At 64.4% G+C, this 22,645-nt stretch carries 20 protein-coding genes; 13 read left to right on the top strand and 7 right to left on the bottom strand.

The features are described from left to right. Positions 1 to 35 precede the first annotated feature (35 nt). Genes ispH through rnhA form a run of 3 tightly spaced genes read left to right on the top strand, consistent with a single transcriptional unit; the run spans position 36 to position 2,450 of the window. Complete coding sequence (gene ispH / locus D2V04_RS09035; RefSeq protein WP_119513226.1) at positions 36 to 1,010, top strand: 4-hydroxy-3-methylbut-2-enyl diphosphate reductase; 975 nt, start codon at positions 36 to 38, stop codon at positions 1,008 to 1,010. 5 nt (positions 1,011 to 1,015) lie between these two features. After that, positions 1,016 to 1,981, top strand: coding sequence for a homoserine kinase (gene thrB / locus D2V04_RS09030; protein WP_119513224.1), 966 nt, complete (start codon positions 1,016 to 1,018; stop codon positions 1,979 to 1,981). A 19-nt stretch (positions 1,982 to 2,000) separates the two neighbouring features. After that, complete coding sequence (gene rnhA / locus D2V04_RS09025) at positions 2,001 to 2,450, top strand: ribonuclease HI (protein WP_119513582.1); 450 nt, start codon at positions 2,001 to 2,003, stop codon at positions 2,448 to 2,450. Positions 2,451 to 2,465: 15 nt separating this feature from the next. Here the strand turns inward: rnhA and D2V04_RS09020 are convergent, their stop codons facing one another. The 3 genes from D2V04_RS09020 to D2V04_RS09010 all read right to left on the bottom strand — a co-directional run bounded on the left by D2V04_RS09020 (position 2,466) and on the right by D2V04_RS09010 (position 4,713). Beyond that, the gene (locus D2V04_RS09020; protein ID WP_119513222.1) at positions 2,466 to 2,642 is read right to left on the bottom strand and encodes a YegP family protein; all 177 of its coding nucleotides are present in this window, start codon (positions 2,640 to 2,642) and stop codon (positions 2,466 to 2,468) included. A gap of 69 nt (positions 2,643 to 2,711) precedes the next feature. Then, complete coding sequence (locus tag D2V04_RS09015) at positions 2,712 to 3,809, bottom strand: NAD(P)/FAD-dependent oxidoreductase (protein WP_119513220.1); 1,098 nt, start codon at positions 3,807 to 3,809, stop codon at positions 2,712 to 2,714. 7 nt (positions 3,810 to 3,816) lie between these two features. Further along, positions 3,817 to 4,713: an alpha/beta fold hydrolase gene (locus D2V04_RS09010; protein ID WP_119513581.1), complete on the bottom strand. Its 897-nt coding sequence runs from the start codon at positions 4,711 to 4,713 to the stop codon at positions 3,817 to 3,819. A 166-nt stretch (positions 4,714 to 4,879) separates the two neighbouring features. Here D2V04_RS09010 and D2V04_RS09005 point away from each other — a divergent pair, with 166 nt between their 5' ends. The 7 genes from D2V04_RS09005 to D2V04_RS08975 all read left to right on the top strand — a co-directional run bounded on the left by D2V04_RS09005 (position 4,880) and on the right by D2V04_RS08975 (position 12,065). Continuing rightward, positions 4,880 to 5,371: an A24 family peptidase gene (locus D2V04_RS09005; RefSeq protein WP_119513218.1), complete on the top strand. Its 492-nt coding sequence runs from the start codon at positions 4,880 to 4,882 to the stop codon at positions 5,369 to 5,371. An 84-nt stretch (positions 5,372 to 5,455) separates the two neighbouring features. Further along, the gene (gene cpaB, locus D2V04_RS09000) at positions 5,456 to 6,472 is read left to right on the top strand and encodes a Flp pilus assembly protein CpaB (protein WP_119513216.1); all 1,017 of its coding nucleotides are present in this window, start codon (positions 5,456 to 5,458) and stop codon (positions 6,470 to 6,472) included. Between the two features lie 64 nt (positions 6,473 to 6,536). Next, on the top strand, positions 6,537 to 8,066 hold the full coding sequence (locus D2V04_RS08995) for a type II and III secretion system protein family protein (RefSeq protein WP_119513214.1): 1,530 nt from the start codon (positions 6,537 to 6,539) through the stop codon (positions 8,064 to 8,066). 14 nt (positions 8,067 to 8,080) lie between these two features. Next, the gene (locus tag D2V04_RS08990) at positions 8,081 to 8,731 is read left to right on the top strand and encodes a CpaD family pilus assembly protein (protein WP_119513580.1); all 651 of its coding nucleotides are present in this window, start codon (positions 8,081 to 8,083) and stop codon (positions 8,729 to 8,731) included. Between the two features lie 2 nt (positions 8,732 to 8,733). Then, on the top strand, positions 8,734 to 10,008 hold the full coding sequence (locus D2V04_RS08985; RefSeq protein ID WP_119513212.1) for an AAA family ATPase: 1,275 nt from the start codon (positions 8,734 to 8,736) through the stop codon (positions 10,006 to 10,008). A 64-nt stretch (positions 10,009 to 10,072) separates the two neighbouring features. Then, complete coding sequence (locus tag D2V04_RS08980) at positions 10,073 to 11,044, top strand: type II secretion system F family protein (RefSeq protein ID WP_119513210.1); 972 nt, start codon at positions 10,073 to 10,075, stop codon at positions 11,042 to 11,044. Between the two features lie 13 nt (positions 11,045 to 11,057). Beyond that, on the top strand, positions 11,058 to 12,065 hold the full coding sequence (locus tag D2V04_RS08975; RefSeq protein WP_119513208.1) for a type II secretion system F family protein: 1,008 nt from the start codon (positions 11,058 to 11,060) through the stop codon (positions 12,063 to 12,065). Between the two features lie 33 nt (positions 12,066 to 12,098). On the opposite strand, the gene D2V04_RS08970 is transcribed toward D2V04_RS08975, so the two are convergent. From D2V04_RS08970 to D2V04_RS08955, 4 genes are all read right to left on the bottom strand, one after another. Next, positions 12,099 to 12,578 (bottom strand): MarR family winged helix-turn-helix transcriptional regulator, encoded by a 480-nt coding sequence (locus D2V04_RS08970; RefSeq protein ID WP_119513206.1) that lies wholly within the window; start codon positions 12,576 to 12,578, stop codon positions 12,099 to 12,101. A gap of 60 nt (positions 12,579 to 12,638) precedes the next feature. Next, on the bottom strand, positions 12,639 to 13,511 hold the full coding sequence (locus D2V04_RS08965) for a crotonase/enoyl-CoA hydratase family protein (RefSeq protein WP_119513204.1): 873 nt from the start codon (positions 13,509 to 13,511) through the stop codon (positions 12,639 to 12,641). 105 nt (positions 13,512 to 13,616) lie between these two features. Further along, positions 13,617 to 14,402 (bottom strand): SDR family NAD(P)-dependent oxidoreductase, encoded by a 786-nt coding sequence (locus D2V04_RS08960; protein WP_119513202.1) that lies wholly within the window; start codon positions 14,400 to 14,402, stop codon positions 13,617 to 13,619. A gap of 91 nt (positions 14,403 to 14,493) precedes the next feature. Then, positions 14,494 to 15,666 (bottom strand): acetyl-CoA C-acetyltransferase, encoded by a 1,173-nt coding sequence (locus D2V04_RS08955; RefSeq protein ID WP_119513200.1) that lies wholly within the window; start codon positions 15,664 to 15,666, stop codon positions 14,494 to 14,496. A 295-nt stretch (positions 15,667 to 15,961) separates the two neighbouring features. On the opposite strand from D2V04_RS08955, the gene D2V04_RS08950 reads away from it, so the two are divergent. The 3 genes from D2V04_RS08950 to D2V04_RS08940 all read left to right on the top strand — a co-directional run bounded on the left by D2V04_RS08950 (position 15,962) and on the right by D2V04_RS08940 (position 22,627). Continuing rightward, a complete protein-coding gene (locus tag D2V04_RS08950) occupies positions 15,962 to 19,060 on the top strand; it encodes a TonB-dependent receptor domain-containing protein (protein ID WP_119513198.1) in 3,099 nt (1,032 codons plus the stop codon). 406 nt (positions 19,061 to 19,466) lie between these two features. Further along, positions 19,467 to 20,708: a putative 2OG-Fe(II) oxygenase gene (locus D2V04_RS08945; RefSeq protein WP_147391804.1), complete on the top strand. Its 1,242-nt coding sequence runs from the start codon at positions 19,467 to 19,469 to the stop codon at positions 20,706 to 20,708. Continuing rightward, positions 20,705 to 22,627 carry a tetratricopeptide repeat-containing sulfotransferase family protein gene (locus D2V04_RS08940; protein WP_119513194.1) on the top strand — a complete coding sequence of 641 codons (1,923 nt, stop codon included), beginning with the start codon at positions 20,705 to 20,707 and terminating at the stop codon, positions 22,625 to 22,627. The genes D2V04_RS08945 and D2V04_RS08940 overlap by 4 nt, the downstream gene beginning before the upstream one ends. The last annotated feature ends 18 nt before the right edge of the window (positions 22,628 to 22,645 follow it).

The raw sequence follows: 22,645 nt of genomic DNA, 5'->3' as shown, positions 1-22,645 counted from the left end.
AGCGAGGCGCGCGGCAAAGCGCTAGAGGCGCGGATATGAATGCCCCATTGCAATCCCGCGACCGTGCCGAGGAGCGCGACGCATTGACCTTGCTGATCGCAGCGCCGCGTGGGTTCTGCGCAGGCGTCGACCGGGCGATCGAGATCGTCGAGCGCGCGCTCGAACGTTACGGGCCGCCGGTCTACGTGCGTCACGAGATCGTCCACAACCGTTATGTGGTCGATTCCCTCAAGGCGAAGGGCGCGGTGTTCGTGGAGGAACTCGATTCGGTGCCCGACGGCGCACCGGTGGTGTTCAGCGCGCACGGAGTGCCGAAAGCGATCCCCGCCGAGGCGGAGCGGCGCGGGCTCGACTATCTCGACGCGACCTGCCCGCTGGTGAGCAAGGTCCACCGTCAGGCCGAACGGCAGATCGAAGCGGGGCGCCATATCGTATTCATCGGCCACAGGGGACACCCGGAAGTCATCGGCACCATGGGCCAGGTCCCGGAGGGCAAGATGACGCTGGTCGAAACCGTTGCCGACGTCGAGGCACTCGACTTTCCCCCCGACCGGCCACTCGCCTTCCTGACGCAGACGACGCTTTCGGTCGACGACACCCGGGCGATCGTCACGGCGCTCCAGGCGAAGTATCCGCACGTGGTAGGCCCCAAGGCCGAGGATATCTGCTACGCCACCTCGAACCGCCAGGCGGCGGTGAAGGCGATAGCGCCCGACAGCGATCTGGTGCTCGTGATCGGAGCACCGAACAGCTCGAACTCGCTGCGGCTGGTCGAAGTGGCGGAGCGCTGCGGTACCGACGCCAGGCTGATCCAGCGCGCGAGCGATATCCGGCCCGAGTGGCTGGAGGGCGTTCGAACGATCGGCCTCACCGCCGGCGCCTCGGCTCCGGAGGAGTTGGTGCGCGAAGTGGTCGAGCAGCTTTCGCAGTGGCGCACGGTCGAGGAACACACTCTCGTCACCGCCGAAGAGAAGATGGTGTTCAAGCTGCCGCGCCAGCTCGTCGACTAGAAGCCATGGCGGTCTATACCCACCTCGGGGCCGAAGATCTCGCCGATCTGATCGCACACTACGATGTCGGAACGCTGGTTTCGGCGAAGGGCATTGCCGAAGGCGTGTCGAACAGCAACTGGCTGATCGAAACCGACCGCGGCCGGTTCATCCTGACGATGTACGAACGGCGGATCGATCTCGACGACCTGCCCTTCTTCCTCGGCCTGCTCGATCATCTCTCCGCCGCCAGTTGCCCGGTGCCGCGCACGATCCACGACCGCGACGGGCAGGCATCGCGAATTCTGGACGGTAAGGCTGTTGCGCTGATCGAATTCCTGCCCGGCGTTTCGGTCGAACGGCCGACGCCTTCGCAAGCGCGGGCGGTCGGAGCGGCGCTGGCGCAGGTCCATCTCGCCTCGCGCGATTTCCCGCTCGAGCGGACCGATCCGCTTGACCCCAGCTTCAACTGGCACACACTCGAACGTTGCGGAGAGCAGGCGCTGGCGTCGATCGATCCCGAGTTGCCCGGAACGATAGATCTGGCCCGGCGGATAGCCGAGAACTGGCCGGCGGATCTCGACCGTGCGATCATCCATGCCGATCTCTTTCCCGACAACGTGCTGATGCTCGGCAACCGGGTCTCGGGAATGATCGACTTCTATTTCGCGTGCAGCGGCGCGATGGCCTACGACCTTGCCGTGACGCATGCCGCCTGGAGCTTCGATCCTCGCGGTGCCGACTACCGGCCCAGGGTCGGAGCAGCCTTGATCGAGGGCTACGAGTCCGTTCGGCCGCTCACATCTCGCGAGCGTCAGGGAATGTCGCTGCTTGCGCAGGGCGCCTGCCTGCGCTTCACGGCAAGCCGCGCCGAGGATTGGCTCGACACGCCTTCCGATGCGCTCGTGACGCGCAAGGACCCGATGGATTTCGCCCGGCGCTGGCAGTTTTATGCCGAAGCGGGCGATGCGCCGTTCGCAGCGCGCGATTGAGGATGTACGGACGACAGCAATGAAGCAGGTCGAAATCTTCACCGACGGCGCGTGCAAGGGCAATCCCGGCCCGGGCGGCTGGGCCGCGTTGCTGCGCATGGGACGGCACGAAAAGGAACTCGCCGGCGCCGAGAGCGACACGACCAACAACCGCATGGAACTGACCGCAGCGATCCGCGGGCTTCAGGCGCTGACCGAGCCCTGCCGCGTAACGCTCCATTCGGACAGCAAGTACGTGCTCGATGGCATTACCAAGTGGGTCGAAGGCTGGAAGCGACGGGGCTGGACGAATGCCAGCAAGAAACCCGTCCGCAACGCCGATCTGTGGCACGAGCTGATCGAGGCCGCTGCGCGCCACGAGATCGTCTGGCGGTGGGTCAAGGGGCACTCGGGTCACCCCGAGAACGATCGCGTGGACCAGCTCGCGAGCGACGAGGCCGATCGGATAGCGCGCGAGGCGATCCGCTGACGGCGCGCGCCGGCGTCAGCTTTCGTCGACGGTGTCGGCGCCGGGGCCGTTCTTCTTGATCGATTCGATCGCGTTCTTCGCGCTAGCCTTGCTCGTGTAACCCTCGGTCCAGAAGATCGCCTCCGAGTTGTACATGAAGTAAGCCACGAACTCGCCGGCCTTGTTCTTCTTGATCTTGAAGTGATGAGCCATCTGTGCGTCGTCTCCTGTCGATTGCGAAGCATCGGCAGACTAACAAATGATATGCGAATGGCCAGGGCTTTATCGGCCCAACCGCGCCGGAGAGTAGAGCGCCGGGTTCAATCCTTCCGTCATCTCGTCGCGAGTCGTGCCGAGCAGCAGTTGCGCGCCCAGGCGCGCCGCGGCGGGCGCCGTCTGGATGCCGAAGCCACCCTGCCCGGCGAACCAGAAGAACGCCGTGTCGGCCGGGTCGAAACCGTAGACCGGTCGCCGGTCGGGCGCGAAGCTGCGCAAGCCCGCCCATTTGCGTTCGACCGCTTCGACGTGCCAGTCGACCACGTTCTGCAGCCGGTCGATAGCTTCGGCCACCGCCAGTTCCTCCGGTGCGGCATCGCACGGCTGGGATGGCGCCTCGTCCTGCGGACTAAGCCAAAGGCGCCCGTTCTCGGGCCGGAAATAGAAGCCACCCTCGATATCGAGAACCAGCGGCATATCGTCGGGCGGCGGCGGATCGACGCGAAGTTGCACGACCGTGCGCCGCATCGGCGAGATCCCAGCCGTCGGCACGCGGGCCATTCCGGCGACGCCATCCGCCCAGGCGCCGGCGGCATTCACCAGAATGGCCGCTTCGAACTCCGCGCCTGCCGACGTTATCGACCATCCGCCGCCGGTGCGTTCCAGCCGTTCGACCCGCGTGCGCGTCCGGAGCGTACCCCCCGCACAGGCAAAGGCTGCAAGATAATGCGCGTGAAGCCCGGCGACATCGATATCGGAACAGGCGGGTTCCCACACACCGCCCGTCCACCCAGAGCGAAGGCCGGGGATTTGCGCTTCAAGCGTTCTCCGGCCGATCCGTTCGAGGTTCGCGCCTCTGGCGCTGAAGCGCGCGAGAAAGGCATCGAGCGCCTCGTCGTCGCTGTCGCGCCCGACGTAGATGGCGCCGCGACGTCTCAGGAATCCGTGGTCGCGCAAATAGGGGCCCGATGCGAGCGTGAGCGGGACCACCTCCGCACCCCCGTAGCATTCCTCCCAGAACGCGGCCGAGCGGCCAGTCGCGTGGTATCCTGGCCTGTCCTCCGCCTCGAGCATGAGCACGCGCGCGTGCGGCGCAAGTTCGGCGCCAAGGCTCGCCCCGGCCATGCCCGCGCCGACGATCGCGATATTGAACCGTTCCGCCAAGCCCGACCTACACTTTCGGTGGAGCGGTGCGATCGAGGAATTCGGCGATCGCGTTCATCGCACGGTCGCGCACGGCATCCACTTCGCGCAGGATTTCATGCCGCGCTTCCTTCCCGAAGGCGAGCAGTTCGCCTTTAGGCAGGCGCCGTGCGGCGGCCTCGATCGCGATCATATCGACCAGCCTGTCGCTGGTGGTTCCGATCAGGAGCACGGGCGTACGGATCGCCTCGAGCGTGCCCGGCGCATAGAGCAGGCGCATCGATTCGTAGGCGCGCTCGACCCAACCCCAGCTTCCCGGCCCCATGACCAGCTCGGGACGCTTTTCCCGCCACCAGAGTTCGTCCTGATAACGCTCCGCATCGTGGGTAAGCAAAGCCACACGGGTCGCGGGGACCTCCCCTGGCTTCTCGCTCCATTTCCACGCCGGCCGCGCGGGATCGCCGAAGCGCAGCATCGCCTTCGCCACCCGGTGCATCCAGCTTACCGGTAGAACGCTGCCGAAGAAGCCCAGCATCGGTGCGGACAGAACCACCGCATCGGGATCGGCGCGTTGCTCCGCCACGGTGCGCAATACCAGATGGCCTCCCATCGAATGGCCGATCAGTATGTGCGGCCCCGGGGTCTCGGCCTTCCACCGAGCCCAGAGATGCGCGAGATCGTCCACCCAGCGCGAGAAGTCGTCAACATGACCGGTGACGGCATCGGTGCCGAGCCGGCCCGAACCCGCCTGCCCGCGCCAGTCCGACGCGGTCACGCGCCAGCCGGCGCGGTGCCATTCCTCCAGCGTCTCGAGATACTTCTCGTAGCAGTCGCCGCGGCCCGGCAGGAACAGGATCGAGCCCCGCAGCGAGGCCGCCTGGCCGGGCCAGTCGATCCGGCGGATGGCATACTGATCGGGCGCCATCCAGCGGCTCTCGACCGCGTGCGGCGGGATCGCGCGGCGGTCGATCGCATCACGGTTCACATCGGCTTCCTGCACCTGGCTAACGCCGCCCTCCTGCGGATGGTTACTCTTTGGTAAGCCATCTTCTGTAGCACCGGCGCTTGACGGGGGACCATGGGGGGTTTCGATGCCGGACGGCTATTTCCACTACGGGCTGCTCGTAGCCTTGGCAATCGCGCTGGTTATTGCAGCGTTTACCGATCTTCGCCGACGGCAGATCGACAACTGGCTTACCGGCGCGATCGCGCTCGGCGCACCGCTGTTCTGGTGGGCCGGCGGGATTTCGCTATGGCCGGGCGTGGCGATCCAGCTCGGCGTGGCGCTTGCCGCCTTCGCGGTGCTCGCCGGTCTCTTCGCGCTGCGCATGATGGGGGGCGGCGACGTGAAGCTGCTGACCGCACTGGCCCTGTGGATAGCGCCGAGCCTGTTCCTGCAACTGCTGATCGTCATGGCGCTGGCAGGCGGGATCCTGACCATCGTGCTCGGCGCCTGGCATGTCATGCGGCGCCAGCGTGATCGGCTCGCGATTCCCTACGGCGTGGCGATCTCCGCCGGCGGCCTCTGGGTTCTGGGCATTCACTACCTCCCGGCAGCCGCAACCGCTGCCAATTTGGGGTGAACTCCATTTTAACCAGTTCGATTCTAGGACGAAATCTGGACTCGCCCGCAATCTGCCGGGCATGACGAGGGGGCTTCAAAAGCCATGGACAGGAAGAAGCTGGTTCTGCTGCTCGGCGCGCTGATCATTGCGATCGGCACGGCCCTGGCGGCCCGCAGCATGTTTGCCGGGGCTGCCACGCCCCAGGCCGAAGCCGCACCGCCGGTGCCCCAGGGACCGCGCGTGCTGGTCGCCCAGCGCGCACTGCCGGCCGGCACGATCATCACAGCCGACGCGCTCGGCTTTCAGATGTGGCCCGAGGACCTCGTCCAGGACGCCTACTTCCTCGATGGCGAAGCGGATATCTCCAAGCTGCTCGGCACCGTCGTGCGCCTGCCGATCACGGCGGGTGAGCCGGTGACGCAGGGCTCGCTGGTCAAGCCGGGCGATAGCGGTTTTCTCGCTGCTGCGCTGGGCCCGGGGATGCGCGCCGTCACCGTACCGGTGTCCGCGCAGACCGGTGTGGCCGGTTTTGTCTTTCCGGGCGACCGCGTCGACCTCATGCTGACGCAGACAGTGAAGGGCGACGACGGTCAGTCTCTCAAGGCATCGGAAACGATCCTGCGCAACCTGCGCGTGCTCGCAACCGACCAGTCGACCACGCAGGAGATCGTCGACGGCCAGACGGTGGTTCGCGCATTCCGAACGGTGACGATCGAGGTTACACCCAAGATCGCCGAGAAAGTCGCCGTGGCGCAAACCATCGGTACGCTGAGCCTCTCGCTGCGCTCCATTGCCGACAACGAATCCGAGCTCGAACGTGCCGTCGCGGCCGGGGAGATCAAGATCCCCGACGACGCGACGCCCGAAGAAGAGGAAAAGCTGCTGCGCCAGGCGATCGCTCGTCCCATCGACCAGAGCTCGTCCTACGTCACCGGCGGCGATGTCTCGCGCTTCCAGCGTTCGTCGATGCCCCCGGCGCGCCCGGTAATGTCCGACCCTTCGTCGGCGGGCATCTCCCGGTCCAGTCCAGACGGCGAAGCCGCCCCGATCCGCAGCGGTCCGAGCGTGCGCGTCACCCGCGGCAAGACCACGGTCGAAGTTCCGGTCGGGAAGAACTGACATGCACCGTATCCACGCATTTTCCGCCTGCCGCACCCGCGGCATGCAATCGAGGGGCAAGACGATGAAACGCCGCCTTATCGCAACCGCGCTGTTTGCCGGTGCCGCGCTGGCCCCGATCGGGAGCCTGCCCGCGAACACCGCCAATGCGCAGACCATCTCCACGCCCGCACAGAGCATCGTGCTCTCGATCGGCCGCGGTGAACTGATCAGCGTCCCCGGCGCGATGGCCGACGTGTTCATCGCCAACGAGGCGATCGCCGACGTCCAGGTGAAGTCGCAGCGCCAGCTTTTCGTGTTCGGAAAGTCGGGCGGCGAGACCACGATCTATGCCAGCAACGCAGCGGGCGACATCATCTGGTCGGCCAACGTGCGCGTCGGATCGAATATCGACAGCATTCCCCAGATGCTCGCGCTGGCCATGCCGGAGGCGGAGATTTCCGTCGCGACCATGGGCACGAATACCGTGCTGCTGACGGGCACCGTCGCCGCGCCGGAAGACGCCGCCGAGGCCGAGCGTCTGGTGCAAGCTTTCGTCGGCGAAGAAACCAACGTGATCAGCCGCCTCAAGATGGCGACGCCGCTGCAGGTCAACCTGCAGGTTCGCTTTGCCGAGGTGAGCCGTTCGCTGGTCCGCGCAATTGGTGCCAACCTGGCCAGCTTCGATGGCACGAATGGCTTCAAGTTCGGTGTGACGACCGGCCGCTCACCCTTCCCGCAATACGCGCCCGGCGGTGGTGTATTCACCGGGGTAACAGAAGCGACGGAGGGCTCGTCCGTCGTGACCGGTATGGAAGGCGGCACGACGCTCGCGGGCTTCGGCCGCTTTCTCGGCCTCGATCTTGCCGGCGCGCTGGATCTCGCCGAGCGGAACGGCCTGCTGACCACGCTGTCGCAGCCCAATCTCACCGCGCTGTCGGGTGAGACGGCGGAATTCCTCGCCGGCGGCGAGTTCCCCATTCCGATCAGCCAGGGTCTCGGCACCACGGCGATCGAATACCGCAAGTTCGGCGTCAGTCTCGCCTACACACCGGTCGTGCTGGCGAACGGACGCATCTCTATCCGTGTGCGCCCCGAAGTCTCCGAACTGTCGAGCCAGGGCGCGGTGATGATGGATAATTTCCAGATCCCCGCGCTCACCATTCGGCGCGCCGAAACCACGGTGGAGCTCGGCTCGGGCCAGAGCTTCATGATCGCCGGTCTCATGAGTAACAGCGCGCAGAATTCGATCGACAAGGCCCCTGGTCTTGGCGACGTGCCGATCCTCGGCAACCTGTTCCGCTCGCGCCAGTTCCGCAAGGGCGAGACCGAGCTGGTAATCGTGGTGACGCCATATCTGGTGAACCCGGTCGACGCCAATGACATCAAGCTGCCGACCGACGGCTTTCACGCCTCCAACGAGATCGAGCAATTGCTTGGCTATCAGGAAAGCGCCGGCGTCAGCGGTGAAGCGCGTCCGGCGCCCAGCGCGGTCGATCGCGATGCACCTGAGCCGGACGTCTCGCGGATCGATCCGCAGGCCATGCTGCCGGAAACGAGTGGCCGTCGTGAGCGCCGCGCGGAAAGCGCCGCACCCGGCTTCAGCCTGAAGTGAGAAAGGTGATCACCATGCCCAAGGCTATCAATCGCAAATTGGCGGGCGCGATCGCCCTCTCGCTGGGTCTGTCGCTCGCGGCGTGCGGCGGAATGCCGGAGAACCGCAGTCTCTATTCGACGAAGCAGCCGGTGGTCGAGAGAACCAATTACGTACTGGACGTTCAGGCGAACGCCGGCGGGTTGCCGATCTCGGAACAGCAGCGCCTCGCCGAATGGTTCGACGTGATGGATCTCCGCTACGGCGATCGTGTCGCGATCGACGATCCCGTCGCCAGCGGCGCGACGCGCGAAGCCGTCGCCCAGCTCGCAGCACGTCACGGCATTTTGCTTAGCGAAGGCGCGCCGGTGACCGCCGGTTATGTCGAGACCGGCAAGGCCCGCATCGTCATCACCCGTTCGAGCGCGCATGTTGCCGGCTGTCCCGACTGGTCGGCCAAGTCGGACATGAACTACACCAACGCGACCTCGCCCAATTACGGATGCGCCGTGAACGGCAATATGGCGGCGATGATCGCCAATCCCGAAGATCTGATCAGCGGCCAGAAGGGCACCGGCGAAACCGTGGTCATGAGCTCGAGCAAGGCCATCAACAGCTACCGTGAACAAGCACCGACGGGCGAAGGCGGCCTGACGGCGTCGAGCACCGGTACCGGAGGAAACTGAACATGAACGCCCCCTGGAAAGCCGGTGGAAACCGCGATCCGTTTGCCGCCTTCATCTGCGACGAGGCTGCGCTCGACGTGCTGCGGCCGGTGGTCGTCGAAATGGGCTGGCAGCCCGAGAAATGCGCCAAGGGCGGGTTGCGCAACGCCGTGCAGTCGCTCTCGGTCACCGCGAGCCCGAACATCCTGCTGGTCGATCTGTCCGAAAGCGGCGACCCGCTGAACGATATCAACGCGCTGGCCGAGGTTTGCGAGCCGGGAACGGTGGTTATCGCGATCGGCCAGGTCAACGATGTACGGCTCTATCGCGATCTGCTTGCGAGCGGCATCCACGACTACCTGCTCAAGCCGCTGTCGGCCGGGCAGTTGCGCGATGCCTTCAACCAAGCACAGGCGGTGTTCGCTGCACCGCGCGCAAGCGATCCGGATACGGCCAAGCGGCATATCTCGACGGCGGTCGTCGGCACACGCGGCGGCGTGGGTGCGTCAACCTTGGCGACGTCGCTTGCCTGGCTGTTCAGCACCGATCACAAGCTGCCGACCGCGCTGCTCGATCTCGACGTGCATTTCGGTACCGGTGCGCTGGCGCTCGATCTGGAACCCGGCCGCGGCCTGACCGATGCCATCGACAATCCGAGCCGCATCGACGGACTGTTCATCGAGCGCGCGATGATCCGCGCGAACGACAACCTCGCGATCCTCTCCGCCGAAGCGCCGATCAGCACACCGCTGATGACCGACGGTTCCGCCTTCGTGCAACTGGAAGAGGAGTTCCGTCAGGCATTCGAGATGACGGTGATCGATCTGCCGCGCAACATGCTGATCAACTTCCCCCATCTGCTGGCGGAAGTGAATGTTGTAGTCCTGGCCACCGAGATGACGCTCGCCTCGGCGCGCGATACGATCCGCATCCTCTCGTGGCTGAAGGCCAACGCCGCGCATGTGCAACCCATCGTGGTGGCGAACAAGGTGCAGACGGCGATCTCGGAAATCGGCAAGGCCGACTTCGAAGCGTCGATCGAGCGCGAGATCGATTTCGCGATGCCCTATGATCCCAAGGCCGCGGCCAATGCCGCCAAGCTGGGACAGACGTTCGTCGACTCCAATCCGGCCAGCAAGGCCTCCGCAGCGATGCGGCAGGTGGCCGAGCGGGTGCTCGGAGCGAGCGACGAAGGGCTGGACGATGGCTCGTCGGAAAAGAAGTCACTGCTCGGCAGCTTCGATTTCAAGTCGCTGCTGGTGAAGAAGGACAAGAAGGTCGCGGCCACGGCCGATTGACCGTGCGTGATCTCGCCGCGGCGCAGGTGTCCGCAGCGCGAGCCAGGAAGGGCAGGACACGAGCATGAACATCATCCAGCTCCTGCTGGTCGGTTGTGGACTGATGAGCCTCATGGTTATCGGCTACATGCTGCTGGCCGGACCATCTGCCGCCAAGGAGGCGCAGCGGCGCATGGACGCGCTGCGCTATCGCCATTCCGAAAGCACCGACACCAAGGTGGAATCGCAACTCAAGAAGGCCATCGCGTCGCGCAAACCCCGGATGCACAAGGTTGCGGGGTCGGAATCGCGGTCGGAAGCGCTTGCGCTCAGGCTTGACCGGACGGGCAAGAAGTGGACCGTCACGCAGTATATCTACGCGTCGCTCGGCATCGCGCTCGCCGTCGCGGTTATCGTGTATCTGCGTTCGGGCGCGGCGATGCTCTCGCTTGGCATCGGCCTGCTGCTCGGTGCGGGAATTCCTCATATCGTCGTCGGTCATTTCATCAAGAAACGGACCAATGCCTTCAACGCGCGGTTTCCCGATGCGATCGAACTGCTGGTGCGCGGCCTGCGATCGGGTTTGCCGGTTACGGAAACGCTGCAGGTGGTGGCACAGGAAGTCCCCGGCCCCGTGGGGATCGAATTCAAGGGCGTGGTCGAGCGGATCAAGATCGGGCGCTCGATGGAAGAAGCCCTGCAGGACACGGCCGACCGCCTCGGCATCCCGGAATTCAATTTCTTCTGCATCGCGCTGGCTATCCAGCGGGAAACCGGCGGCAACCTAGCGGAGACGCTCGGCAATCTCGCCGACGTGCTGCGCAAGCGCGCCCAAATGAAACTGAAGATCCGGGCGATGAGCTCGGAATCCAAGGCATCGGCCTACATCGTCGGCGCCCTGCCGTTCATCGTCTTCGCGATGATCTGGTGGATCAACCCGGGCTACGTCGGCGGCTTCTTCGAGGATGACCGGCTGATCGTCACCGGCCTCGGCGGATTGGTGTGGATGTCGATCGGCGGCTTCATCATGGCCAAGATGGTCAGCTTCGAGATCTGAGCGAGAACAGGACATGCCCGACACGCCCGCCGGCCCCACCCTCCTCGGTTTCGACGTCATTCTCGTCGGTTCGATCCTCGCCGGGATCGCCGCCCTCGCCGTGCTGCTCGCCATCTATGCCGCGCTCACGGTCAAGGACCCCATGGCGCGCCGGGTGAAAGCGCTCAACGCGCGCCGCGACGAACTGAAGGCCGGTATCGTCAAGGCCAATGCCCGCAAGCGCCAGAGCCTCCTCCACAAGACCGAGGGGACCGAAAAGCTCAAGGACACGCTGGCGGGGATGAAGGTCCTTCAGCAAAGCCAGATCGAGGTCATCCAGCAGCAACTCGCCCACGCCGGCTACCGCAACAGGGAGCTGGCGGTCTACGTCATCGCAGGCCGTATCCTGCTGCCGCTGCTGCTCGGCGGGCTGGGCATCATGCTGATCTACGTGATCGACTACTTCCCGGATTGGGGCGTGATGAAGCGCACCGGCGCCATGGGCGCGCTCCTGTTCGCGGGCTACAAGGCGCCCGAGATTTTCCTCAAGAACAAGGCGACCAAGCGTACCGACGCGATCCGCAAGGGTCTCCCCGACGCGCTCGACCTGCTGGTGATCTGCGCCGAAGCGGGCCTGACGGTCGATGCGGCCTTCAACCGGGTCGCCAAGGAACTGGGCCGCGCCTACCCCGAGCTCGGCGACGAGTTCGCGCTGACCGCGATCGAGCTTTCGTTCCTCACCGAACGCAAGATGGCGTTCGACAATCTCGCCTACCGCGTGGACTTGGAATCCGTGCGCGGCGTGGTGACGACGATGGTGCAGACCGAACGCTACGGCACCCCGCTCGCATCGGCGCTGCGCGTGCTCTCGGCCGAATTCCGCAACGAGCGCATGATGCGCGCGGAGGAGAAGGCCGCACGCCTGCCTGCGATCATGACCGTGCCGCTGATCCTGTTCATCCTGCCGGTGCTGTTTATCGTGATCCTGGGCCCCGCGGCCTGCTCGATCAGCGACGCTTTCGCGACCAACCCCGGCCAATAAGCAGATCGCCCGAAACCTGAGCGGCGGAGGTCGCTAGACGTTCTCGCTTGCGGGATCGAGAGCGCCCGCCTGTTCGCGCACGCGGGTCAGAAGCCGGACGAAGATATCGCGCTCGCTAGCGGAGAACGATGCGAAGAGCTGCTGCTCCATCTGCAAGGTAAGGGGCATGATCCGGTCGTAGATCGAGCGGCCCTGCGCGGTAAGTTCGAGATGGTGCGAGCGGCCGTCGGTAACGTTGGGTTCGCGCTCCACCAACCCGCGCTCGGCGAGGGTGCGGCAGGCACGATTGACGGCGACTTTATCCATCAGCGTGCGCTCCGTCAGCTCACGCTGCGTCGCCGGCCCGGTGTCGCCGAGCACAGCCATGATCCGCCATTCGGGAATCTTGAGGTCGAACCGGTCGCGATAGATCTCGGCAATACGGTTGCTGACCGCGTTCGATGCGATGGAGAGCTGGTACGGCAGAAAACGGTCGAGCTGGAGCCGGCCGGGGCGATCGTCGGGTTCGGTCATGGAACTCGTTTCTAGTGCAACCGCCTGTGTTGACAACCGGGTCGGGGTCCTTGCCGACCGTTATCGGTAATCGGGCTCGTCCCACCACGGATAGAAGTCCGGCATGTCGCGCGAAGGCTTCATCGGAAATTCCGGCGGCCGCTTGTCGAGAAAACTAACGATACCTTCGGCTGCATCAGGTGTCCTCGCCATGCGGTATATCGCGCGGCTGTCGATCCGGTGGGCCATCATCGGATGGTCCGCGGCCGACAGGCGCCACATCATCGCCCGCGTCAACGCGATCGATACGGCCGAAGTATTCTCCCCGATCTCGCGTGCCAGCGCCCTCGCCTCGCCCATCAGCTTGTCCTGCGGGTGAACCGAGCGGACGAGCCCCGCTGCAAGGGCTTCCTGCGCATCGAAGATGCGGCCGGTGTACGTCCACTCGAGCGCCTGCTGAATGCCCACGAGCCGCGGCAGGAACCAGCTCGAACACGCCTCAGGCACGATCCCGCGCCGCGCGAACACGAAACCGTACCGCGCGGTCTCCGCCGCCAGGCGAATGTCCATTGCGAGTTGCATCGTCGCCCCGATGCCCACGGCCGCACCATTGCACGCAGCGATCAGCGGCTTGGTCGAATTGAACAGGCGCAGGGTCACTTGCCCGCCGCCGTCGCGCACGAGCGGATGGGACAGATCGTCGACCGCTTCGTTGCTGGCGAACGGCTTGGCACCGTCCTCCGGTGTAAGATCGGCGCCAGCGCAGAATGCACGGTCGCCGTATCCGGTGAAGATGACCGCCCGCACCGCGTCGTCAGCATCGATCGCGTCCATCGCAGCAATGATTTCCGCCATCATCGTGCGGGTAAAAGCGTTCATCTTCTCCGGCCGATGGAGCGTGACCGTCGCAATGCCGTCGTCGATGTCCAGTTTGATCTGCGTGAACTCGGGCACCGCTTCCTCCCCACACCTTGCGCGAGCCCCCTCGCAGGCTTGGACCTCCCTCGGTCTCGGGCGAGCCGAGGGAGGCCCCTGCCTGTGCAAGAGCTCATACCATCGTCACCGCGGCGCCATCCGGATTCCGCCGTCAAGCCGCACGTCCTCGCCGTTGAAGTAGCCGGTCTCGATCATGCACAGCGCGAGTTTGGCATATTCCTCGGGATTGCCGAGCCGCTTGGGGAACGGCACCGAGGCGGCCAGCGCCTCTTTCACCTGCGGCGGTGCGGCGTTCATCAGCGGCGTGTTGAAGATGCCCGGCAGGATCGTGTTCACCCGAATGCCCTCGCCCATGAGGTCGCGGGCGATCGGCAGCGTCATCCCGATTACCCCGCCTTTCGACGCGGAATAGGCCGCCTGGCCGATCTGCCCGTCCTCGCCGGCAACGCTGGCCGTGTTGACGATCGCGCCGCGGTCGCCGTCCTCCGACAGCGGATCGAGCGTCATCATCCCCGCCGCCGACTTGGCGATACAGCGGAAGGTGCCGATGAGGTTGATCTGGATCACCCAGTTGAACGCATCGAGCGGGAAATGGCTGATCTCACCGGTCTGCTTGTCGCGCTTGGCGGTCTTGATCGCATTGCCGACACCGGCGCAGTTGACCAGGATCCGCTCCTGCCCATGCGCCTCGCGCGCCTTGGCGAAGGCGGCGTCGACCGACGCTTCGTCGGTCACGTTGCATTCGCAGAATGTGCCGCCGATCTCCGCGGCGACCTTCTTCCCCTTCTCCTCCTGCAGATCGAAGATCGCGACTTTTGCGCCTTTCGCGGCGAGTGCGCGCGCGGTCGCTTCGCCGAGACCGGAGGCGCCGCCGGTGACCACTGCGGGAGTGTTGCTGCCGATTTCCATTTTTGTCTTCCTCTTCCTGATCCCCCGCGCAGGCGGAGGTCTCGTGTAATACTTGCCGGAGGTCCCGCCTTCGCGAGGACTCACAACTCGATCAAAGCGCCTCGATGATCGTCACGTTGGCGATACCGCCGCCTTCGCACATCGTCTGCAGCCCGTACTTCTTCCCGCGCGCCTTGAGCGCGTGGGTCAGCGTCGCCATCAACTTGGTGCCCGAGGCGCCGAGCGGATGGCCGAGGGCAATGGCGCCGCCGTTGACGTTGAGCCGCTCCGGATCCGCACCCGTATGCTTTAGCCACGCGAGCGGTACGGGCGCGAAGGCCTCGTTCACTTCGTAGAGGTCGATATCCTCGATCTTCATGCCTGCCCGCCGCAGTGCTTTGTCGGTCGCGAACAACGGTTCCTCCAGCATGATGACCGGGTCGCCCGCCGTGACGGTGAGATTGACGATCCGTGCAAGCGGGGTCAGGCCCTGTTCCTTCAGAACCTTTTCGGACACGATCAGCGCCGCGCTGGAGCCGTCGCAGATCTGGCTGGCCGTGGCCGCCGTGATCGTACCGCCTTCGCTGAGCAGCTTGACGCTGGCGATGCTTTCGAGCGTCGCGTCGAAGCGGATGCCTTCATCGACCCTGTGCATCTGCGGTCCATCGGGGGCCTCGATCTCGACCGGCACGATCTCGGCGTCGAACGCCCCTGCCCGGGTTGCGGCGATCGCTTTCTCGTGGCTCGCAAGAGCGAAGCGATCGAGATCGTCCTTCGTGAAGCCATGCTTCTCGACGATCATCTCGGCGCCCATGAACTGCGACCACAGGACGCCGGGATACTTCTCCTCCAGCCCCGGCGACTTGTAGGTGCCCAGGCCTTCCTTCATGTGGAACGTCAAGCTCGAGCCCATGGGTACGCGGCTCATGCTCTCGACGCCGCTGGCGATGACCACGTCCTGCGTGCCGCTCATCACCGCCTGCGCGGCGAACTGCACCGCCTGCTGGCTCGACCCGCACTGGCGGTCGATCGTAACCGCTGGCGTGGATTGCGGCAGCAGCTTCGAGGCCAGCACCGCATTGCGCCCGACGTGCATCGACTGCTCGCCCGCCTGGGTAACGCAGCCCATGATCACATCGTCGACACTCTTCGGGTCGACCCCGGTGCGCTCCACCAGCGCATCGAGCGCCTCCGCTGCCAGATCGACCGGGTGGACACCGGCCAGCTTTCCGCCCCGGCGCCCTCCGGCCGTGCGAACGGCATCGACGAGGTAGGCAGTGGTCATCCAACTCTTCCCAACCGGTTTCGCATTGCAACCCGGTTAGGAAGCCTGCGGTACGCGGTCAAGCGGGACACGAATTGGAGCGCGGAAACGGGCGGATTCGCCCAACTTCACACATGTTGCAGAATGGCGACAATGCCGGTCAATCTTCCGAGTTCGCCCGATTAGGATTTGCGGCGCGACACTGTGAGAGGCATCCCATTGAGTAGCTGGCGGAGTGCGTGCTTCACGCACGCCTCGCTGCAGCTTCAAGTAGCAGCGCCCCGTGCCCGGGCGCATCAGAGGGGAAAGAAATCACATGAGGAATCTAACCATTCTCAAGGCTGGCGCAGCGCCTATCGCGCTCGGCTTGGCTCTGGCGAGCGCGCCCGCGTTCGCGCAGACCACCGAGAGCGAAGACGTTGGCGTTGGTCCGGCTGAAGCGGTTGATGACGCTTCGGCGCCGCAGACCATCGTCGTCACCGGTTCGCGCATCAAGCAGCCGAATCTCGAATCGGCCAGCCCGGTCACCGTCGTCACCAGCGAGGAAGTGACCCAGACGGGCACGACCCGCGTGGAAGACCTCGTCAACTCGCTGCCGCAGGTCTTCGCCGGCCAAGGTGCGAACGTCTCGAACGGCGCGAGTGGCACCGCCACGCTGAATCTGCGTGGTCTCGGCTCCGAGCGCACGCTGGTTCTCGTCAACGGCCGTCGCCTCGTCCCCGGTGACCCGACCACGTCGGCCGCCGACATCAACGTGATCCCGGCCGCCCTGATCGATCGGATCGACGTGCTCACCGGCGGCGCCTCGTCGGTGTACGGCGCCGACGCCGTCGCGGGCGTCGTCAACTTCGTGATGGATACTGATTTCGAGGGCTTCAAGCTCGACACCCAGTACTCGGTCTACAACCACGACAACCGCAACAAGAGCAAGTACACCGACGCGCTTGATGCGAAGGGCTTTGGCTATCCGCGCGGCATGTCAACCAACGGCGGCGCGTTCGATATTACGGCCTCCTTCGGCGCCGGCTTCGACGATGGTCGTGGCCACGTCATGGGCTATGTGGGGTATCGCAAGATCAACCCCGTGCTCCAATCGAGCCGCGACTACTCGGCATGCGCCCTCTCGGCGACTGCGAGCGGCAACCCACCCTATACTTGCGGTGGTTCCGCGACGTCGCCACAGGGCACACTGTTCTATTTCGACAACTTCGGCGATCCGACGGATGCAGATGGCGACGGTGTTGCGGATTCGTTCACCTCGACGATCGGTCAGTTCGGTCCGAACCGCACGCTGCTTCCCGGCTTTACGCAATACAACTACGCGCCGCTGAACTATTTTCAGCGTCCGGACGAGCGCTACACCGCCGGCGTGTTCGCCGACTATGAGATCTCTGAAGCGCTGCATCCCTATATGGAGTTCATGTTCATGGACGACCGCACGGTCGCCCAGATCGCTCCGTCGGGTAACTTCGGTAACACCGTCTCGATCAACTGCGATAATCCGCTCCTGTCGCCCGAGCAGAAGGCTGTGATCTGCGACAACGAGAACCTGCTGGTCAGCCCGCTTGCGGCAGACGCCTTCACGGTGGTTGGTAACGTTGCAGCCGAGAATCAGGCTCGCATCGATCGTGGTTTGGGCGAGCCGCTGTTGCCGACGACGCCGTACATGTTCGGCCCAGCAAGCGGCCAGTACACCCGCGGCTTCGCGCAGATCCTGCGCCGTAACGTGGAAGGCGGCGGGCGTCGCGACGACCTCCAGCACACCAGCTATCGCGCGGTGCTCGGAACCCGCGGCGACCTGAGCCCGGTCTGGTCGTATGACATGTACTATCAGTACGGCCGGACCAACTTCGCCGAGACCTACTTCAACGACTTCTCGGTCACACGCATCTCGCGTGCGCTCGACGTTGTCACCGGTCCCGACGGCACTCCCGTCTGCCGCTCGACCCTTGATGGAACCGACCCCAACTGCGTCCCATGGGATATCTTCTCGCCTGGCTCTGTCACGCCATCGAACGAAGCGATCAATTACCTGCAGACGCCGGGCTTCCAGCGCGGTGTCGTAAGTGAGCAGGTTGCTTCCGGCTACGTCTCGGGTGCGCTCGGTGAATACGGCATCCAGAGCCCCTGGGCTTCGGAAGGCGTTGGCATCGTGCTCGGCGCCGAATACCGAAAGGAAAAGCTCGACTTCTTCGCGGATAGCGCGTTCCAGACGGGCGATCTCGCGGGCCAAGGTGCGCCGACGCTGCCGGTTGCGGGCTCGTTCGATGTGAAAGAGTTCTTCACCGAGGTCCGTCTGCCGATCGTCCAGGACAGCTGGCTGCATGACTTCAACATCACGGGCGGCTACCGTTATTCGGACTACAACACCGGGTATTCGACCGACACCTACAAGATCGAAGGCGAGCTCGCCCCGACCCGGGACATCCGCTTCCGCGGCGGCTACAACCGCGCAGTGCGTGCCCCGACGGTACAGGATCTCTTCGCTCCGCAACGTGTCGTTCTCGATGGTTCGACCGACCCGTGCGCCGGCTTCGCCATCACGGCGGCGGACACGGGCTGTCTCGCCCAAGGTCTTAGCGTCGGCCAGACCGTCGCTCCGAACCCGGCGAGCCAGTATAACGGCCTGATCGGCGGTAACCCAGACCTGGTTCCCGAAGTCGCCGACACCTACACCGTGGGTGTGGTACTGACTCCCGGCTTCCTGCCGGGCTTCAATGCCAGCGTTGACTACTTCAACATTAAGGTTGAAGGCGCCATCCAGGGCATCGGTGCGGACACGATCATCGACCAGTGCACCAACAACAACGACCAGTTTTTCTGCGATCTCATCCATCGCGATGCATCGGGTTCGCTGTGGCGCACCTCGGCAGGCTACATCGAGGACCTATCGCAGAACATCGGTCGTCTTGAGACGTCGGGCATCGACGTGCAGGCGGGCTACAGCCGCGAGATCGGCAGTGCGGGTCGGCTGGGCCTGACCTTCGTCGGCACCTGGCTGGACACGCTGACCACCAATCCCGGCGTGGGCGACGATGTCGAGTGCGTTGGCCTGGCGGGCAACCAGTGCGGCACGCCGAACCCCGAATGGCGCCATCAGGCTCGTCTGAGCTTCGATTGGACCAACGGGATGGGTGCGTCGGTCCGCTGGCGCTACTTCGGTCCGGTGGACCTCGACAGCACCAATCCGGGTGCATCGCACTTCAATGCCGTCAACTACTTCGACCTCGCGTTCACCTGGGAGGTTGGCGATCACTACGACTTCCGCCTGGGCGCCAACAACGTGCTCGACAAGGAGCCGCCGATCACCGGTTCGCAGACCTGCCCGGCCGGGTTCTGTAACGGCAATACGTTCGCGCAGGTGTACGACGCTCTGGGTCGTTACATCTACGCTGGTGTGACGCTTGAATTCTAAGCGTAGCGCAGACTAGACAGGGGATGGCGGGCCGAAAGGTCCGCCATTTCTTTTTGGGCCGGTCTGGCCGGATCAAATCAAGCAGGAGGGCTGGGCCGTGCGTCCAAAGGAAGCGCAGGCAATAGCAGAGGGGCTCGTGCGGTCTTCCTCCGAAGCTGCCTTCCGCGGAGGCCTCGATCTACTGAAAGCGGACTATCCCGAAGTTCTTCTACCCACAGCGAAGCGCCTCTCTGAGCGGAATCGCGCGGATCCACGGCTCGCTCAGTTGCTCGGACTCGCCGCACGCGCGGCGGGAGACGGGCCCCTCGCCCACTCCGCGTTTTCCAGAGCAGCACGTCTCGCGTCGGCCGACCCTCTTATAGTTCATTCGCATGCGCGAACCGCACTTGAGGCGGGCAAGCCTGCGGTGGACCTGTTCGAGCGGGCGGTGAGCCTTGCGCCGCAAGACGGATCGGTGCTGCTCGGTCTCGCCGCGGCGCTGGTTGCCGAGCGGCGTGGGCAGGAGGCCATCGAGCGCCTCGAAGCCATATTGACCCGTAACCCGCTATGGATCGATGGACACCGAACACTGGCGCACATTCGAGGCCAGCTCGGCTTTGATCCTGTCGCGCATATCAATACCGCACTCGCTACGATGGGAGCGCGGCACGAGCTACACCGCTTACGCATTCTGACGCTGTTCGAAGCCCGGCGCTACAGCGACGCCACTGTGGCCGTCGCCAAGGCGCGCGGGCTGCTCGGAGACCTGGGTTGGCTGCGACAATTCGCCGCCCATGCGGCTTCCGAAATGGGCGACATCGACACGGCCGAGAACGAACTCGCTGCCGCGCCGCTGCCCGCATCACAAGAAGAGTTTGCGATGCATGCTCGGCATTTGCTGCGCGTGGGTCGCCCGGCAGAGGCGGCCGAGCTGCTAGAGCCGCGCGTTGCGGAGGATCGTGACCATCTCTTCTGGCCCTATCTCTCGCTCGCTTGGCGCCTTCTCGACGATTCGCGAGCGGACTGGTTGGAAGGGGATGAGAGCCTCGTGGGCCTCTACGACCTTGGCGACCAAGTTGGCGATCTGGAAGCGCTCGCCACTGACTTGCGACATCTTCATGTTGCAGCCGAAGCACCACTCGACCAATCGGTGCGCGGTGGCACTCAGAGCGACGGTAATCTGCTACTGCGGGACACTCCCCCAATTCAGAGGCTGCGTAAGACGCTGCTTGAGACCGTTGCTGCTCACGTCGAACGTCTTCCCCAGGCACGCGAGGGCCACCCCACTTTGTTTTCCCGCCGTGCACCGCAGCGTGTTGCCGGATCCTGGTCGGTTCGCCTGCGCGAGGCGGGCTTCCATGTCGATCACGTCCACAGCCAAGGTTGGCTGAGCTCGGCCTTCTATGTTGCCCTTCCTGAAACGCTCGCTCGCGATGATCCCGCAGATTTGACGGGGAAAGATGGGGGTACTCACGAAGGCTGGCTCACGCTGGGCGAATGTCGTGACCTCGTTCCGGACCTCGCGCCAACCCGCCTGATCGAACCACGGCCGGGTCGCCTCGTCTTGTTCCCCTCGACCATGTGGCATGGTACACGCCCCTTTTCTGCAGGCGAACGCCTGACGGTCGCTTTCGATATCGCGCTGCCCAGACAAGAAACGGATCAATGACAGAGACGAAAAGCTCCGCCCCGCCGCCAGACCTGTTGGCTGCGATGCAACGCATGCGCCTTGCGGATAACCGCGGCGCTTTGGAACTCGCGGAGGCGGCAGTCGCGACGGCAAAGGACCGGGCGCCCTATCTGGCACTCGCAAGCCTTGCTGCCCTGCGGCTTGAAGAGCCGGCCAGGGCCATCCCCCACCTACGCGCTTTGCTGGCCCTGAACCCAAACGATCGAGCCAGTCGTGCCAATCTCGCCAATGCTTTGGTTGAGACGGGAGACATGGACGGTGCGATAGCCCTGATCGGTGGAGCTGCCGAACCAAATCTCGCACGTATCGAGGGCTATGCGCGTCAGCAACGCGGCGACATCGAAGGTGCGATCGCAGCCTATCTTCGCGCGCTTGCAGGCGACGGGGCGGATCTTGCAAGTCTGAACAATCTCGGAAACCTATATGCCGCCTGTGGCAAGTACGACGAAGCCATCGGGTACTTCGAGCGTGCAATTACGCTCGCGCCACGAGAGATCGATATCTACCTCAATCTTGCCGAGGTACTTCGGCAGGCTGATCGTGGCCGAGAACGCCTGAAGGTCATGCGCGACGCGCAGGTCATCGCCCCCGGCAACCGCAAAGTGCTGACCGAACTGGCCTTGGCTCATGTACACGCCGACGGAAGTGCGCCCTCAACGTCGATCGACTCGAAGGACGGGATCGATGGAATCGAAACAGCGATCGCTATTCTCGAAGATGTTGTTGCGCGGTTTCCCGAATTCGGCGAATCGCATATTGAGCTCGGTCGTTTGTACGAGGCGCTTAACCGGGTTGACGATCTGGCAGCGTTGATCAACCGGATCGACGGCGTAAATGCACCGCCTGAAGCCGCCTTCCTCCTTGCTTGGCAGGCGCAACGCGAAGGTCGCTTCGATGACGCTGCGGAGTTGGCACGGGGCATTCCGGAGACGGTCCATCCCATGAGGCGCCTGCACTTGATCGGGGCGATCGCTGACCGCCGTGACGACACGGCCGCTGCATTTGCCGCCTTCGAGCGCATGAACGAAGCGGCTGTCACTGATTCGGCTCCAGTCCAAGGCCCGACCTTCCGCGAGACTGTGGAGCGCAACGCGGAGCGCTGGACGCGTGATTGGTTCGAAAGTTGGACCGAGGTCGACCTCGCAGGTGAGCAGCAGGATCCGGTATTTTTGGTCGGCTTTCCACGCTCGGGTACGACGCTGCTCGACACCATGCTCATGGGTCAGCCAGAGCTTTCCGTATTGGAAGAGCGACCGATACTGGCGAGCGTGGCGAACGCGCTGGGCGGGGAAGATCTGGCAACGCTCTCATTGGACCGGACGAAAGAATTGCGGTCGCAGTATTTTGCCACCGCACGCACCTGTGGTTGGGACGAATCGCTGCGACTTGTAGACAAGCATCCTCTCAACATGACCCGTCTGCCGCTCATTCACCGCCTCTTTCCCAACGCAAAAATCGTGCTCGCGGAACGGCATCCCTACGATGTGGTGCTGAGTTGCTTTATCGCGAACTTTCAACAGAACTTCGCGATGCGTAGCTTCACCTCGCTGGAAGAGAGTGCGCGCACGTACGACGCCGTGTTTTCTGCATGGGAACGAGCGCGCTCCCTATGCGACGCGGATATTCGACCGATCCGGTATGAGCGACTACTGGACAACACCCGCGACGAACTCGAGCCACTGATCCGATGGTTGGGGCTCGAGTTCAACGAGCGGTCGCTTGCGCACGAGGAAATCGCAAAAGCACGCGGACTCGTGCGTACCGCCAGCTACTCACAGATTGTCGAGCGCCTCTATATACGCGCCCGCGATCGCTGGCGGCGCTACGCCGACCACCTGACGCCCGTTATACCCATCTTGCACCCTTGGGCGGAGCGGATGGGTTACGCTACCGAGTAAGGACCGGGGTCCTTACTC

Source organism: Pelagerythrobacter aerophilus (genome assembly GCF_003581645.1).
GTDB classification, from domain to species: domain Bacteria; phylum Pseudomonadota; class Alphaproteobacteria; order Sphingomonadales; family Sphingomonadaceae; genus Pelagerythrobacter; species Pelagerythrobacter aerophilus.
Note: the sequence above shows the minus strand (reverse complement) of the source record. Positions and strands in the feature narration are given on the sequence as shown.

Bases quoted from the DNA above. Each gene is read 5' to 3' on its own strand.
- ispH (WP_119513226.1), top strand. From the start codon at position 36: ATGAATGCCCCATTGCAATCCCGCGACCGTGCCGAGGAGCGCGACGCA.
- thrB (WP_119513224.1), top strand. From the start codon at position 1,016: ATGGCGGTCTATACCCACCTCGGGGCCGAAGATCTCGCCGATCTGATC.
- rnhA (WP_119513582.1), top strand. From the start codon at position 2,001: ATGAAGCAGGTCGAAATCTTCACCGACGGCGCGTGCAAGGGCAATCCC.
- D2V04_RS09020 (WP_119513222.1), bottom strand. From the start codon at position 2,642: ATGGCTCATCACTTCAAGATCAAGAAGAACAAGGCCGGCGAGTTCGTG.
- D2V04_RS09010 (WP_119513581.1), bottom strand. From the start codon at position 4,713: ATGGCGCCCGATCAGTATGCCATCCGCCGGATCGACTGGCCCGGCCAG.
- D2V04_RS09005 (WP_119513218.1), top strand. From the start codon at position 4,880: ATGCCGGACGGCTATTTCCACTACGGGCTGCTCGTAGCCTTGGCAATC.
- cpaB (WP_119513216.1), top strand. From the start codon at position 5,456: ATGGACAGGAAGAAGCTGGTTCTGCTGCTCGGCGCGCTGATCATTGCG.
- D2V04_RS08995 (WP_119513214.1), top strand. From the start codon at position 6,537: ATGAAACGCCGCCTTATCGCAACCGCGCTGTTTGCCGGTGCCGCGCTG.
- D2V04_RS08990 (WP_119513580.1), top strand. From the start codon at position 8,081: ATGCCCAAGGCTATCAATCGCAAATTGGCGGGCGCGATCGCCCTCTCG.
- D2V04_RS08985 (WP_119513212.1), top strand. From the start codon at position 8,734: ATGAACGCCCCCTGGAAAGCCGGTGGAAACCGCGATCCGTTTGCCGCC.
- D2V04_RS08980 (WP_119513210.1), top strand. From the start codon at position 10,073: ATGAACATCATCCAGCTCCTGCTGGTCGGTTGTGGACTGATGAGCCTC.
- D2V04_RS08975 (WP_119513208.1), top strand. From the start codon at position 11,058: ATGCCCGACACGCCCGCCGGCCCCACCCTCCTCGGTTTCGACGTCATT.
- D2V04_RS08970 (WP_119513206.1), bottom strand. From the start codon at position 12,578: ATGACCGAACCCGACGATCGCCCCGGCCGGCTCCAGCTCGACCGTTTT.
- D2V04_RS08960 (WP_119513202.1), bottom strand. From the start codon at position 14,402: ATGGAAATCGGCAGCAACACTCCCGCAGTGGTCACCGGCGGCGCCTCC.
- D2V04_RS08955 (WP_119513200.1), bottom strand. From the start codon at position 15,666: ATGACCACTGCCTACCTCGTCGATGCCGTTCGCACGGCCGGAGGGCGC.
- D2V04_RS08950 (WP_119513198.1), top strand. From the start codon at position 15,962: ATGAGGAATCTAACCATTCTCAAGGCTGGCGCAGCGCCTATCGCGCTC.
- D2V04_RS08940 (WP_119513194.1), top strand. From the start codon at position 20,705: ATGACAGAGACGAAAAGCTCCGCCCCGCCGCCAGACCTGTTGGCTGCG.